The 13,425-nt window shown below is 63.9% G+C and carries 13 protein-coding genes; 10 read left to right on the top strand and 3 right to left on the bottom strand.

The features are described 5' to 3' along the window. Genes OHD58_RS12430 through OHD58_RS12405 form a run of 6 tightly spaced genes read left to right on the top strand, consistent with a single transcriptional unit; the run spans position 1 to position 6,138 of the window. Complete coding sequence (locus OHD58_RS12430) at positions 1-777, top strand: SDR family NAD(P)-dependent oxidoreductase (RefSeq protein WP_263803661.1); 777 nt, start codon at positions 1-3, stop codon at positions 775-777. A gap of 1 nt (position 778) precedes the next feature. Beyond that, positions 779-1,885 carry a hypothetical protein gene (locus OHD58_RS12425; protein WP_263803660.1) on the top strand — a complete coding sequence of 369 codons (1,107 nt, stop codon included), beginning with the start codon at positions 779-781 and terminating at the stop codon, positions 1,883-1,885. A 2-nt stretch (positions 1,886-1,887) separates the two neighbouring features. Further along, positions 1,888-2,946, top strand: a complete 1,059-nt coding sequence (locus OHD58_RS12420) for an ABC transporter ATP-binding protein (RefSeq protein WP_263803659.1) — start codon at positions 1,888-1,890, stop codon at positions 2,944-2,946. Continuing rightward, on the top strand, positions 2,943-3,797 hold the full coding sequence (locus OHD58_RS12415; protein WP_263803658.1) for an SMP-30/gluconolactonase/LRE family protein: 855 nt from the start codon (positions 2,943-2,945) through the stop codon (positions 3,795-3,797). Before OHD58_RS12420 ends, OHD58_RS12415 begins: the two co-directional genes overlap by 4 nt. Then, positions 3,794-4,933, top strand: coding sequence for an extracellular solute-binding protein (locus OHD58_RS12410; RefSeq protein WP_263803657.1), 1,140 nt, complete (start codon positions 3,794-3,796; stop codon positions 4,931-4,933). The genes OHD58_RS12415 and OHD58_RS12410 overlap by 4 nt, the downstream gene beginning before the upstream one ends. Then, positions 4,930-6,138 carry a CaiB/BaiF CoA transferase family protein gene (locus OHD58_RS12405; protein ID WP_263803656.1) on the top strand — a complete coding sequence of 403 codons (1,209 nt, stop codon included), beginning with the start codon at positions 4,930-4,932 and terminating at the stop codon, positions 6,136-6,138. Before OHD58_RS12410 ends, OHD58_RS12405 begins: the two co-directional genes overlap by 4 nt. Here OHD58_RS12405 and OHD58_RS12400 read toward each other — a convergent pair. From OHD58_RS12400 to OHD58_RS12390, 3 genes are read right to left on the bottom strand one after another with little or no spacing between them, the layout of a single operon-like run. Beyond that, complete coding sequence (locus tag OHD58_RS12400) at positions 6,135-7,067, bottom strand: dihydrodipicolinate synthase family protein (protein WP_263803655.1); 933 nt, start codon at positions 7,065-7,067, stop codon at positions 6,135-6,137. The two genes, OHD58_RS12405 and OHD58_RS12400, sit on opposite strands and share 4 nt — an antisense overlap. Positions 7,068-7,091: 24 nt before the next feature. Further along, positions 7,092-8,087, bottom strand: coding sequence for a Gfo/Idh/MocA family protein (locus OHD58_RS12395; RefSeq protein ID WP_263803654.1), 996 nt, complete (start codon positions 8,085-8,087; stop codon positions 7,092-7,094). After that, positions 8,084-9,058 carry a Gfo/Idh/MocA family protein gene (locus OHD58_RS12390; protein WP_263803653.1) on the bottom strand — a complete coding sequence of 325 codons (975 nt, stop codon included), beginning with the start codon at positions 9,056-9,058 and terminating at the stop codon, positions 8,084-8,086. The genes OHD58_RS12395 and OHD58_RS12390 overlap by 4 nt, the downstream gene beginning before the upstream one ends. Before the next feature lie 114 nt (positions 9,059-9,172). Here OHD58_RS12390 and OHD58_RS12385 point away from each other — a divergent pair, with 114 nt between their 5' ends. From OHD58_RS12385 to OHD58_RS12370, 4 genes are all read left to right on the top strand, one after another. Beyond that, positions 9,173-9,886 carry a FadR/GntR family transcriptional regulator gene (locus tag OHD58_RS12385; RefSeq protein WP_263803652.1) on the top strand — a complete coding sequence of 238 codons (714 nt, stop codon included), beginning with the start codon at positions 9,173-9,175 and terminating at the stop codon, positions 9,884-9,886. Positions 9,887-9,907: 21 nt separating this feature from the next. Beyond that, positions 9,908-11,482, top strand: a complete 1,575-nt coding sequence (locus OHD58_RS12380) for an ABC transporter substrate-binding protein (protein WP_263803651.1) — start codon at positions 9,908-9,910, stop codon at positions 11,480-11,482. Positions 11,483-11,564: 82 nt separating this feature from the next. Further along, positions 11,565-12,524, top strand: coding sequence for an ABC transporter permease (locus OHD58_RS12375; protein WP_263803650.1), 960 nt, complete (start codon positions 11,565-11,567; stop codon positions 12,522-12,524). After that, the gene (locus OHD58_RS12370) at positions 12,524-13,417 is read left to right on the top strand and encodes an ABC transporter permease (protein WP_263803649.1); all 894 of its coding nucleotides are present in this window, start codon (positions 12,524-12,526) and stop codon (positions 13,415-13,417) included. The genes OHD58_RS12375 and OHD58_RS12370 overlap by 1 nt, the downstream gene beginning before the upstream one ends. Positions 13,418-13,425: the final 8 nt, after the last annotated feature.

The following is a 13,425-nucleotide window of genomic DNA, read 5'->3' as shown; positions in this document are numbered from 1 at the left end:
ATGAACGCAGGTGAATTCGAAGGCAAGGTTGCGATCGTCACGGGAGCTGCGATGGGCATCGGCAAGGCTTGCGCCGAGGCCTTCGCCAAGGGTGGCGCATCGGTGGTTGTCGCCGATATCGACGAGACGGAAGGAGACGCGACCGTGGCGGCGATTACAGCTGCGGGCGGCAAGGTACTTTTCGTCAGGACCGACGTTTCGCTGATGGCCGACATGCAGGCGATGGCCGCTGCCGCGATCGAGAAATTCGGCGGTATCGACATTCTCGTCAACAACGCAGCGCGTGCTCTCGGCGGGCGTGTCGACCAGATCGAGGAAAGCGATTGGAACACCGTCATCAACACCAATCTGACCAGCGTCTGGCGCGGCATGAAGGTGGTGGTGCCGGAGATGATCAAACGCGGCGCGGGCGCCATCGTAAACATGTCTTCGGCTCAGGCACTTACCGGCTTCAAGGGCTGGGCGGCGTATGCGGCGGCCAAGGGCGGCATCAACGCGTTGACACAGCAGACGGCGATCGACCTCGCGCCGCTCGGGATACGGGTCAATGCGGTAGCGCCGGGCACGATCATGACGCCGCTCAACCAGCGCATCTTTGAAACGATCGACGATCCGCAGGCGCTGATCGACACCTGGAACAACGCCCACCCGATCGGCCGTTTCGGCGAGGCTCACGAGGTGGCCGACGCGGTCACTTTCCTGGCGAGCAGCAGGGCGTCGTTCATAACCGGCGAGATCCTGCGCGTCGATGGTGGTCTTGTGGTGCGGGGCGAATAAGGTGGCCGACAACATCGAAATCACCGCACGCGGCATTCGCGTAGCCGTCGACCTGACCGTCGGCATGCTGGCACGGATCGAGGTCGAGCGCGATGGGCGTATGGTTGCGCCGTTCCACAGTGCGCCATGGGCGGCCGATCCGCTGCCGGTTGCCGGAGCCGAGGATGCGCCGCATCTGGCGCGGCTGGCCGGCGACTTCTTCTGCGCGCCGTTTGCCGCTGCCGATGTGGAGCCGGCGCCGGCGCATGGCTGGACCGCCAACTCGCCTTGGGACGTGGCCAAGATCGAGCAATTCACCGGAGGCGTCACGGCTAGTCTCGTGCTTGGCCGCCAGGTCATGGGTGCGCGCGTCGTGAAGCGGCTGACACTCCGCGACGACCATCCCTTCATCTATCAAAGTCACGTGTTTGGAGGCGGTAGCGGCGACATTCCGGTTGCCAACCACGCGATGGTTAGCCTCCCACAGGTCGGTCGCCTCTCGGTTTCGCCGAAGCGATTTGCCGAGACGCCGCCGCAGCCGCTGGAAGATTCGCCCTCGCGTGGCCGTTCGATCCTTGCCTATCCGTCGCGCACTAATGCGCTTGACGCTTTTCCGATGGCCGACGGCAGCTCCGTGGATCTCGGCGTCTACCCAATCGGCGAAGATCACGAGGATTTCGTCATGCTGGTTGAGGCCGAAGCATCGAAGCTCGGCTGGTCGAGCGTGGTGCGGACCGGTGAACGCGACGTCGCGCTGATGCTCAAGGACCCGGCAATCCTGCCGATGACCATGTTGTGGTTCTCGAACGGCGGCCGCAGCTACGCGCCATGGAACGGGCGCCACCGCAATGTGCTCGGCGTCGAGGATGCCTGCGCCTATTCGGTGCTTGGCCACCGTGCCTCGATCGAGCCCAACCCCATGAATCAGGTGGGCATTCCAACTGCCATTCGTCTTGATCCGCATGGCCGCGTCGACATTCGCCACGTCATCGGCGCAGCCCCGTTGGCTGACGATGTCGATGCGGTGACCGCCATTCACGTCGAAGATCAGGCACTGGTGCTCGACACCGGCAATGGCCGTTCGCTTACACTTCCCTTCGATCCTCATTTCCTGACTGGAGGCCGCTGATCGTGGCTACCGTATCGCTCCACCATGTCGCCAAGATCTTCGGCGCCTTCAATGCCGTGCAGGATCTGTCGCTCGAAATCGCCGATTGCGAATTTCTCGTCCTGCTCGGACCTTCCGGATGCGGTAAGACGACAACGATGCGCATGATCGCGGGGCTGGAGGATCCCACCGCCGGTGACATCCTGATCGACGGCGCACGCGTCAACGACCGCCCCGCTCGCGACCGTGATCTCGCGATGGTGTTCCAGAATTACGGCCTCTACCCCCATATGACGGTGGCCCAGAACATCGGCTATCCGCTCAAGGTCCGTGGTCTGCCAAGAGCCGAGCGCGAGACGCGGGTCAAGGCGGCTGCGGCGCGCGTCGAGCTTTCGAGCCTGCTCGACCGCCGTCCGGCCGAGCTGTCGGGCGGTCAGCGCCAGCGCGTGGCGCTGGCGCGCGCCGTCGTGCGCACGCCGCGGCTGTTCCTCATGGACGAACCGCTGAGCAATCTCGACGCCAAGCTGCGCACGTCGATGCGCGCGCAGCTGAAGCATCTCCAACGCGACCTTGCCACCACCACCATCTATGTCACCCACGACCAGACCGAAGCGATGACGCTGGCGGATCGTATCGTGGTCATGAAGGACGGTCGCATCCAGCAGTCCGGCACGCCGGCCGAGATCTATGCGCGTCCGGGCAATATCTTCGTCGCGGGCTTCGTCGGTTCGCCGCCGATGAACCTGTTGGCAGGCACCGTTTCGGATGGCCGCTTCAGCCATGATGCGGGTTCCATGGTACTTGCCGGCCACAGCGGGCCTGTGGTGCTCGGCGTGCGCCCGGAGGATGTCAGCGTGGTAGGCGCGGATGAAGGCGACCTGCGCGGGCGTGTCTACTCCTCCGAATTGCTCGGCGACAGCGTCCTTCTCGGTATCACCGTCGGTAATGACCTGGTCAATGTGAAGGTCGGGCCGGAAGGCGGGCGCGCAATCGGCTCAGAGATCGCGATCCGCCTCAACCCGGCAAAACTGCATGTATTTCACCATGACACCGGTCTACGGCTGGCGGAGGCGGGGCAATGAATGCGATGCTCCCACTGTCACGCGCCAGGGTGCTCTTCGACGGCGTGTTATCGACGCCCCGCCTGCAGCATCCCGAGGGTGTTGCTGTCGGGCCAGACAGATATGTCTGGTGTGGCAGCGAGAACGGCCAGATTCTGCGCATTTCCCCCGATGGCTCGGCAATCGAGGAAGTGGCGTCGACCGGCGGCTTCGTGCTCGGCCTGGCCTTCGATGGCGACCGTTCGCTGTTTGTCTGCGACCTGAAGCACGCGGCCGTGTTCCGCCTGGATCTCGCGACGCGAAGGCTCGAACGTTTCACCAGGCCTGGCATTCGTGTCCCGAACTACCCGGTCGTCGATCGCGCCCGTGGTAGGCTCTATGTTTCCAACAGCCATGACCAGCAGGAAGCTGGGCCGGGTGTCTGGGCCTATGATCTGGAGAGCGGCGAAGGCGATGTCTGGCATGCCGGGCCATTCCTGTTTGCCAACGGCATGGCGCTTCGCGATGACGCGCTTTTCGTCTGCGAAACCTTTGCCCGCGGTGTCACGCGTATCGCCATTACCGAAGACGGCAAGGCTGGTTGGTCGGAGGTCTATGCCAGCGATCTTCCCGGCCTGCCCGACGGCATCGCCTTCGATGCCCAGGGTGCTCTGTTCGTCGGCTGCTACGAGCCGTCGCGCATATTGCGCATTCCGCCGGGCGGGGGTGTGGCACAAATCTACATCGAGGACGAGACGGCGCATCTCTTCGCGCATCCGACCAACATAGCCTTCGACGGAGCGGCGCTCTACACTGCAAATCTCGGGCGCTGGCATATCACGCGCGTCGAAACCGACACATCCGCACCGGCCTTGTACGAGGCCTCGCGATGAGCGGCTTTCATGGTCTGACCTGGGATCATCCGCGCGGCTATCGCGCACTGGAGGCGGCAGCGGAAAAGAGCGACGGCCTGCTGCGCTGGTCGCGCCAGCCGCTCGAGGGTTTCGAGAGCCACCCGATCGCCGACCTTGCCGCCCGCTTCGATCTTCTCGTGCTCGACCATCCGCATATCGGCGAGGCGGTGGCGCACGACTGCCTGCAGCCGTTGGAGGCCCATTTCGACGCCGGCGAGATCGCAGCGTGCGGCCGGGGGAGCATCGGCGCCGCACTGGCCAGCTATCGCTGGGAGGGAAGCCACTATGCGCTGCCGCTGGATATCGCCATGCAGGTCATGGCGCGCGATCCGGATACTGTGGTTGCCGCACCCGACAGCTGGGACGAGGTGATGGCTGTTTCCGAGCGGTCGCCGGTCGCCATCTCGGTCGCCGGGCCGCATGCCGTGCTGACGTTCCTGTCGCTCTGCATCTCGCTCGGAGAAGACCCGGGCGGAGAGGAGCTTATCGGCAATGCGGCCGGCTGCGAGGCGCTCGAGCGTCTGCGCCGGTTGGCCGCCAGGGCGCCGGCCGGCAGTGAAACGATGAACCCCATCGCCTTGCTCGAAGCGATCTCCCGCCGCGCCGGCATCACGCTGGTGCCGCTGGTGTTCGGTTACGTGAATTATGCGGTGGCGAGTGGCGACCGCAGCCGCGTCGCCTTCTCCAACGCCCCGCGTCTCGGTGGGCGACGAGGCAGTGTGCTCGGCGGCACTGGAATCGGCATCACCAGCGGCACGCAACCCGACAAGCCGCTACTCGACCATCTGCGCTGGCTGATGTCGGAAGGCGCCCAGCAGGGGTTCATCCCGGACCATGACGGCCAACCTTCGTCGCGCGCCGCCTGGACGAGCGGGAGCGTCAACGCCGCTTGGGGGAATTTCTATCGCGACACGCAGGAGACTGCCGAGCAGGCGTGGGTGAGGCCGCGCTTCGACGGCTACATCGCATTCCAGACGGCCGCCGCCGCGTTGATCCGCGAGGCGCTCGGCGACGCCACCCCAGCTTCCGCCATCATCGGCCGGCTGCACGATCTCTGGCAGGCGGCCAGAGCCGCAGCCCGCAGGCCCCTCCGAATCCGAAAAGGCAAAGCATGACCGACAAAGCTCTTTCCGACGTCACCATCCTCGATTTCAGCCATCTGCTGCAGGGGCCGTTCTGCACGCAACTTTTGGCCGACATGGGCGCCAACGTGATCAAGGTCGAACGGCCGGGGCAGGGCGACATGTTCCGCACGCTGACCTTCAACAATCAATGGGTGGGCGGGACCGAAAGCCCCAACTTCCTAGCCTGGAACCGGAACAAGCGGTCGCTGGCACTGGATCTCAAGGCACCGGACGCGAAGGCCATGCTCTACAAGATCGCGGAAACGGCTGACGTCGTGGTCCAGAATTTCCGTCCAGGCGTTATGGCCAAGCTGGGCTTCGGCTACGAGGATTTTCGCAGGATCAATCCGCGCATCATCTACTGCTCGGGCTCGGGCTACGGCGAGAGCGGGCCATATCTGAGCCGGCCGGGTCAGGACATGCTGCTGCAGGGACTGACCGGCATCGCTGCCGCGACCGGACGCGGCGATGGTCCGCCGGTGCCGGTGGGTTCGGGCTTTTCGGACCAGATCGGCGCGATGAACATGGTCTACGGCATCCTGACGGCCCTCTACTGGCGCGAGCGCTCCGGCAAGGGTCAGCAGGTCAAGGTCGATCTGCTCTCCGGCATGCTGGCGCATCAGGGTCAGGAGATGCTGACCGCGATGAACTTCGAGCGCGACTTCAAGCGTCCCAATTCGGGCATCGGACATCCCGGCATGGATGCGCCGTTCGGCGTCTACCCGACGTCGGACGGCTATGTGACCATCGCCATGAGCCCGTACAAGAAGCTTGTCGGCGTCCTCGGCGATGAGTCGCTGCTGGCTTATGACGACCCCAGGACGCTGTTCGAGAAGCGCGACGAGGTGTGGGCCAGGCTCGCGGCGCTGACGCGAAACTGGACCACCGCCGATCTTCTGGATGCCATGCTCGCCGTCGACATCTGGTGCGGCGAGGTGAAGACGCATCTGCAGGCCGAGCAGGACCCGCAGGTGAAGCACATGGGCATGATATCGTCCTACACCCACCCGACGGCGGGCGAAGTGAAGGTTGTTGCCCCGGCGGTCAAATTGTCGGAGACGCCGGCGGCGATCGAACGTCCCGCACCGCTGGTCGGCGAGCACACCCGCGAGATCCTGGCCGAGTACGGTTATGCCGCGCCGGCGATTGACGACGCGCTGGCAAAGGGCTTCGCCGGAGAGCCGAAGCGCGCCTAGAACCACTCCGGGAAGCTGCGCCGCGCGGCATTGGCGAGGATCGGAATCTCCTCATCCGGCACCGACGTGTAGGGCCACAGAAGGCGAGGGCCGAGCGGCGCCCAGCCGCCGGCAGCGGCCAGCGACTTGTCCAGGGCGGCGTCGCTGACGTTGTAGCGCGTCCGGAAAGGGATGACGTGATCCATCATGAACGACTGGATGCGCGTTTGCAGTTCGGTCGCCGCAGGGTCGCCGGCCTGGATCTGGCTCCACCAGGCAACGGCGCCGGTGGGGCTGAGACACGCGACGTTGGAGTAGCTGCCATGCGCGCCCTGCGCATAGCCGGAAGCCAGCGTGTGGCCAGGCACGAAGACCGACAAACCCGGCAGTTCACGCCGCATCTCGGTGAACCATTCCTCGCCGCCGCCCGGCAGTTTTGCCCCGATGATCGACGGGACAACGGCGCGGAGGGCCACGATCCCGGCGATCGTCAGCCGCCGCTTTGCGTGCGGCGGGTTGTAGAGGATCAGCGGCACGTCCGGTGCGGCTTCGGCGAGCCCCGAAGCGAAGCGCACCACCTCGTCGTCACTCGGCGGCCACCAGTCCGGCAAGGTGAATTGCAGGCCGGATGAACCAAGCTGCTGGACACGCGCCGCCCTGTCGCGGGCGACGCGCGGATTGGACTGGCTGATCCCGATCTGGAACGGAACGCCTGCGCGGCTGGCGACGGCGGCGACGAGGCCGCTCAGGCGCTCGAACTCGGTCTCGGTCTGGCAGTGGAACTCGCAGGCGGTGCCATTGGAATAGATGCCATCGACGCCCGAAGCAGCCAGGCGGCCAATCGTTTCCTCGGTGGCGTTCCAGTCAATCCGGCCGTTGCTATCGATTGCCAGCATGACGGCACCCCAGGTGCCGCGCGGTGCGTTGGCGGGCAACTCGGCGATGCTCATAGTCGATCCCGCTCAATGTGAAGGTCATTTCGCATTGGCGATGGGTTCCTCGCGGCGTGACTTGTCCGAGGCGTAAGCCGCCTCGATAATGCCGATGATCTGGCGGCCGTAGCTGCCCGTAACCGGAATTGGCTTGCCGTCGACGATGGCGTCGCGCAGCGCCGCCCATTCGCGCTTCACCGCATTGTGCATCCAGGCGGGTTCGAAGGAGTCCGGCACGTCCTGCCACTTGGCGTCGCGGCCGATCTTCGTCCCACTGTCCATGTCGATGCGCAGCGTGCCGTGTTCGCAGACGAGGTCCATCTCGAAGGTGACGCCGCCATTGCGATATCCGACGCTCTGCACCTGGCCGAGCCCCCCGTTCTTGAAGCGGAGACCGATCATGGACGTATCGTCGGCTTCCTGCTGGTGGAACTTCGCGCCGATCATGGCGCTGACCGAAGTGACGTCGTCGTCCATCAGCCATACCAGGCGGTCGAGCGCATGAATGCCTGCCGTCATCAGCATGCCGCCGCCTGTGCCGTAGCGCAGGTGCCAGCCGCGGCGGTTGTGCTCCATCCAGAGCTTAATCATCCAGCTCGACGCAATCAGTGGCCGGCCGATCGTCCCTTCCTCGATAATCTTCTTCGCGGCCATGCAGGGCTTGGAGAAGTGCATGAGGTGAGCGACCATCAGCCTGACGCCACTTTTTGCCACGGCGGCGTTGATGGCGTCACAGGCAGCAACCGTCGGCGCCATCGGCTTCTCGAGCAGGATATGCTTTCTGGCCTGCGCGGCGCCGATCGCCATTTCAGCATGGAGTGCATGCGGCGTGGCGATGACGACGGCATCGACCTGCGGATCATCGAGCAGCTTGCGCCAATCCGTGTAGGCGCTGCCGCCATATTCCTTGGTAAATGCGCCGAGGGCAGCCTGGTTCTCGCGGCATGCGGCCACCACGCGTATCCCATCGACTTCCCTGATTGCGCGTGCATGTGCTGCGCCGAAGTCGCCCGCGCCGATAATTCCTATTCCGATCATCTTCCTGCCTTCAGATATGCTGCGTCGATCATGGACATGGCCGCCGCGTAGTCGTCGATTGAGATGGCCGGCGGCGTGTTGGTGGCGAGCCGCCGAAAAGTGTCGTGCATGCATAGCCGGTAGCGCGTCGCGGGGAGTTCAACCGGAAGGTCGACCTTCGCCTTGTCATCAAGCGTCCAGCAGGTCGCCGTGTCGCCGCGGTCGATGAGCGTCGCGTTGGCACTGACGATGCGCCACTCGAAGTCGCCGCCAGGCAGCATCGAGGCAAAGGTGTATCCCGCCTCGACCGTGAATACGGCGCCGCTCTCGTCCTCGAGGATCAACAGGGCATAGTCCTCGACAGGCGAGGAGGCGTGGATGCGATTGCCGATGCTTGCCGACTTCAGCGAGAGTTTGCCGGTGGCTAGGCTCAGCGCGGCATCGACGCCATGGATGCCGAGATTGCGGAGCGCGCCACCACCGCCGATAGCCGGATCGGTGACCCACGAGACGCCGTCTTCCGCGTAGCGTTCAGGCGGGCCGTTGACGACGCGAAAATGCCCATGCGCTATTTTACCGGCACGGTTTTCGGAGCGCAGGCGCTCGAACGCGGTCACGGCCGGACCGAAGCGATTGGGCAGCGGCACGGCGACGAACGCGCGGTTTTCATGCGCTAGATATTGCATTTCCGCGAGTGGCGCGGCTGCCGGGGCGGCGGGTTTTTCCAGGATGAGGGGAATGCCTGCCTCGATGATCGAGCGGGCGCGGGCGGGCACCTGATGAGGGTGCCCCATCAGCAAAATGACGTCGGGCCGCCTGTGCAATACTTCGTCGAAGCTTTCGATTGCAACGACCGCATTGCGAAGCGCGAAGCCGCGCGCGTGCCCGGCGCTTTCGTCCCATACCCCGACGATTTCGGCGCCACACCAGCGGGCGGCATCAAGGTGCATTGCGGCATGCCAGTGGCTCGTGCCGGCGAGCAGAATCTTCATGGTGCGGGCATTTCCTCTAATAACTTGCAGGATATCCTACAAGTCGCTATACGACAAGTCGCTAACCTCGAGCGATGGTGCCAAAGACCGAGGGAGCGGAGCAGGATTTGCGAAATGCCGGTAGTGAAATCGATCGAACCGCTAAGCCGCCCGCCGTTGCTGCACGTCTCGGTGCAGGAGAGCCTGCGCAACTACATAGAGACCAACAGCCTGAAGGCCGGCGACCCGCTGCCGCCCGAGACGTTTCTTGCACAACAGCTTGGAGTCGGCCGAAATTCCGTGCGCGAAGCAATCAAGGCGCTGGAATCGATCGGCATCCTTGAGACCCGGCGCGGCATCGGGGTGTTCGTCAAGGAATTCTCCTTCAAACCGCTGCTCGATAATCTGGCTTACGGACTCCAGGACTCGCTACGCGACGTCGAGGAATTGCGCGAAATCCGCCGCGTGCTCGAAACCGGCCTGATCGCCAAGACCGTCGAAATGATCAGCGCCGAGGACATCGTTGAGCTTCGCCGGCTGACCGAAAGCATGCGCCAGCGGGCGGATCGCAACGAGAGTTTTGCTGAAGAGGACCAGCAATTTCACCAGATGCTGTTCCGCTGCCAGAACAACCACATGTTGAGCGCTCTCATCGACATCTTCTGGGTGGCTTTCAACAAGGCCTCGGACTTCACCAATCTCGACAATCCGACGCCGCTCGCCACCTGGCGCGATCATCACGAGATCGTCGAGGCAATAGCAGCCAAGGATGTCGACCGGGCACGTCACCGGCTCGACGATCACTACAGAGGAATTCAGCAAGTCATCGCCAAAAACCGCACCATCTGACACTGCCAAGGGAGGAATAGAATGCGTATCAGATCACTCGCCATCGCAGCCGCGCTGCTGATTGGCACCGGCTTGCCCACAATCGTGCAGGCACAGAGCCCGAAGACCATTGCCGGCGGCTTCGACGTCGGACCGGGCGGTCTGCCCAAGAATTTCAACCCGCTCATTTCGACCGGCGGCTTTACCTGGCTCAGCACCTACTACGAGCCGCTGCTGCTATGGAACGCCGGGCTGACCGAGCTCGAAGGCGCGCTCGCCAAGGACTACAAGGTCAGCGACGACAAGCTCACCTACACGTTCAATCTCGCCGAGGAGACTTGGCACGACGGCAAGCCCTTCACCTCCAAGGACGTAAAGTTCACTTTCGAGCTCGCCAAGAACAAGGCGTCGGGCAGTCTCTTTGCCGCCCGCCTTGGCGACATCGCCTCGGTCGAGGCGCCGGACGACCGCACTGTCATGATCAAGCTATCGAAGCCGAACGGCTCGTTCCTGTCGATCATCTCGCAGGTGCTGATCCTGCCCGAGCATGCGCTGGCGAGCATTGCGCCAGAGTCCCTCGCAAACAGCACCTGGTGGTCGACGACGCCGGTCGGCACCGGTCCGTTCAAGTTCAACAGATACGTCACCGACCAGTATGTCGAACTGGCAGCCGACGACGACTATCGGGGTGGCAAGCCGAAGGTCGACGTGCTGATCAACCGCTATTTCGAAAACCCGGCCGCTGCGGTTGCCGCGTTGCGCGCCGGCGAAATCCAGTTCACCTATGTCGAGCCGGACGATGCGGCCTCTTTCAAGACCGACGCCAATTTCTCGGTTATCGAGGGCGATTCCTACGTCGTGAACTACATCGGCCTCAACCAGAAGGTCGAGCTGTTCAAGGATCTTAAGGTGCGTCAGGCGATCATGTATGCGATCGACCGCAACGCGATCATCGAGAGCCTGTATGGAGGTGCCGCGAAGCCGGCCAATTGCGGCTATGTCGCGCCGCATCTGATTCCCGAGGGACTCGATGCCTACGCCTACGATCCGGCAAAAGCTAAAGCGCTTCTCGACGAGGCGGGGTGGGCGAACATAAACGGCGACAAGCCGATTACCTTGCTGACTTACTATGGCTCGCCGCAGGCCGCCAACGTGATGGCTGCGGTGCAGTCGATGTTGGCGCAGGTCGGCATCAACGTCGTGCCGCGTGTCGTCGATACGCCGACCTACAACGGCATCGTCTACAAGGAAGGCACGCCGGACTGGAACGAGTTTGCGATGGTCTATGCAGGCTTGCAGAATGGCCCGAATCCGGCTGGCCTCAATCCAGGCCTGAACAAGTCACAGATCCCGCCGGACGGCTTCAACACCATGCGGATCGAGTTCGACGGCCTCAGTGCCGCGTTCGACAAGGCGCTCGGCGAAACCGACGCTTCGAAGCTCGATGCCGCGTGGCAGGACGTCTGCAAGGCGATGAACGCGGAACTGCCCTGGGCAACTTTGTGGGTAGCCAACCGCTACGGCATCGCCTCCACCAGGCTGAAGGACTTCGTCTGGACACCGGCACCGGCTGGCGGGCCTTACGCCGCCCACCCCGAACGCTGGGACATCCAGTAAGCCAAAACCTGGCGGGGTCTCCCTCCCGCCGGTGGGGTCGGCTCTTTCCAGGGCCGGCCCCGCTCCCATCCACGGAAAGCCGATGCTGAATTTCATCGCCCGCCGCTGCGCCACTGGATTGCTGATGCTGGTCGCCTTGAGCGTCCTCATCTTCATCCTGCTGCGCCTCGCGCCAGGCGATCCCATCGACGCCTACATCAATCCTTCGGTGCCAATGTCGACATCCGATCTCGAAACGCTGCGGGATCGCCTCGGCCTCGACCAGCCGCTGCCGCTCCAATATCTCGCCTGGTTGCTCGCTGCCGCGACCGGCGATTTCGGATACTCCATCCAGCGCAGCGGCGTGCTAGTCCTCCCGCTGGTGATGGAGCGCATCGGACCGACCGCGTTGCTGATGGGGGCGGGGCTCGTCATCGCCATCATCGTCGGTATCGCAACGGGCATCTACAGCGCCGTCCGCCGCAATGCCTGGCCCGACATTGCAATGTCGGTGCTGTCCTTCGTCGGCATATCGAGCCCGGCATTCCTGACCGCGCTGCTTGGCCTCTATTTCTTTTCGGTATTGCTGCGCTGGGCGCCGTCCGGCGGCATGCAGACCGCGGGTGCGCCTTTCTCGGCCGCCGATGTGCTTGCACATTTGATCCTGCCTGCCTGCCTGCTGTCGATCGGACACGCGGCGCTGATCATGCGCTACATGCGCGCCTCGCTGCTCGAAGTCCTCAACCAGGATTACGTCCGCACCGCACGCGCCAAGGGCGTTCGCGAGTTCTGGGTCATCATCAAGCATGCCACCCGCAACGCGCTCCTGCCGGTCATCACGTTGATCGGCTCCACGATCGGCATCGCGGTCGGCGGCGCGATCTTCCTCGAAAGCGTCTTCAACTGGCCGGGCATGGGGCTGCTGCTGGTCAACGCCGTCGGCACGCGCGACTACCCGGTCATCATGGGTGCGACGCTGGTCATCGGCGCCTGCGTCATCCTCGTCAACATCCTGACCGATGTGGCCTACGCCTTCGTCGATCCACGCATCCAGGTGTCTTGATGACAGTGGCCGGAATCAATACCGCCGAGCCGGTGCACAAGACCAAGGGGCCGCTGCGCCGCGCCCTGGACCGTTTCTTCGAGAACCGGGCGGCGCGGGCCGGCCTGATCATCCTGGTGCCGGTACTGATCGCCGTCTCGACCTATCATCTCTGGTGGCCGTACGGCCCCAATGCGATCGACCTGAAAGCGATGAACAAGGGGCCGTCGGCGGCGCATTGGCTGGGCAGCGACGGCGTCGGCCGCGACGTGTTCGCGCGCCTCATGCAGGGCGGACGGATTTCGATGCTGGTCGCCGTCTGCTCGGTGGCGATCTCGACCGTGATCGGCTTCTTCGTCGGCGCCGCCTCGAGCTTCGGCGGCCGTGTGGTCGATGCAACCGCGATGCGTTTCGTCGATCTTGCCATGACCTTGCCGCCGGTAATCTTCCTGCTGGTGCTGGCCTCGATCGCCGGAACCGGCATCGCCCCAACGATCCTCGTCATTTCGCTGCTTTCCTGGCCTGTGCTTTCGCGCATGATCCGCGCTCGCCTGATGGAACTGCGGGAGCGCGATTTCGTCATCGCGGCGCGTGGTATGGGGGCAGGGCTGCCGCATCTCCTGTTCCGCCACGGCCTGCCCAACACCATCGATATCCTGGTCGTCTACGCGACCTTGCAGATCGCCAACGCGATCCTGCTGGAAGCCGGCCTGTCGTTCCTCGGTCTCGGCATCGCCCCGCCCGAAGCCAGTTGGGGCAACATGCTCAACCTTGCCCGTTCCACCGTCGTCCTCGAGCAATATCCCTGGCAATGGATGTTCCCGGGCGCCGCCCTTGTCCTCACGGTCCTTGCCATCAACTTCGTGGGCGACGGATTCCGGGACGCTTTCGATCCTCGCTCAGATCTCAATTGAAGGTACTC

Source organism: Mesorhizobium sp. ZC-5 (genome assembly GCF_025753855.1).
In the GTDB taxonomy this organism is placed as follows: domain Bacteria; phylum Pseudomonadota; class Alphaproteobacteria; order Rhizobiales; family Rhizobiaceae; genus Neomesorhizobium.
Note: the sequence above shows the minus strand (reverse complement) of the source record. Positions and strands in the feature narration are given on the sequence as shown.

Excerpts from the sequence above, each read along its gene's own strand:
- OHD58_RS12430 (WP_263803661.1), top strand. The coding sequence starts at position 1 with ATGAACGCAGGTGAATTCGAAGGCAAGGTTGCGATCGTCACGGGAGCT.
- OHD58_RS12415 (WP_263803658.1), top strand. The coding sequence starts at position 2,943 with ATGAATGCGATGCTCCCACTGTCACGCGCCAGGGTGCTCTTCGACGGC.
- OHD58_RS12410 (WP_263803657.1), top strand. The coding sequence starts at position 3,794 with ATGAGCGGCTTTCATGGTCTGACCTGGGATCATCCGCGCGGCTATCGC.
- OHD58_RS12405 (WP_263803656.1), top strand. The coding sequence starts at position 4,930 with ATGACCGACAAAGCTCTTTCCGACGTCACCATCCTCGATTTCAGCCAT.
- OHD58_RS12400 (WP_263803655.1), bottom strand. The coding sequence starts at position 7,067 with ATGAGCATCGCCGAGTTGCCCGCCAACGCACCGCGCGGCACCTGGGGT.
- OHD58_RS12395 (WP_263803654.1), bottom strand. The coding sequence starts at position 8,087 with ATGATCGGAATAGGAATTATCGGCGCGGGCGACTTCGGCGCAGCACAT.
- OHD58_RS12390 (WP_263803653.1), bottom strand. The coding sequence starts at position 9,058 with ATGAAGATTCTGCTCGCCGGCACGAGCCACTGGCATGCCGCAATGCAC.
- OHD58_RS12385 (WP_263803652.1), top strand. The coding sequence starts at position 9,173 with ATGCCGGTAGTGAAATCGATCGAACCGCTAAGCCGCCCGCCGTTGCTG.
- OHD58_RS12380 (WP_263803651.1), top strand. The coding sequence starts at position 9,908 with ATGCGTATCAGATCACTCGCCATCGCAGCCGCGCTGCTGATTGGCACC.
- OHD58_RS12375 (WP_263803650.1), top strand. The coding sequence starts at position 11,565 with ATGCTGAATTTCATCGCCCGCCGCTGCGCCACTGGATTGCTGATGCTG.
- OHD58_RS12370 (WP_263803649.1), top strand. The coding sequence starts at position 12,524 with ATGACAGTGGCCGGAATCAATACCGCCGAGCCGGTGCACAAGACCAAG.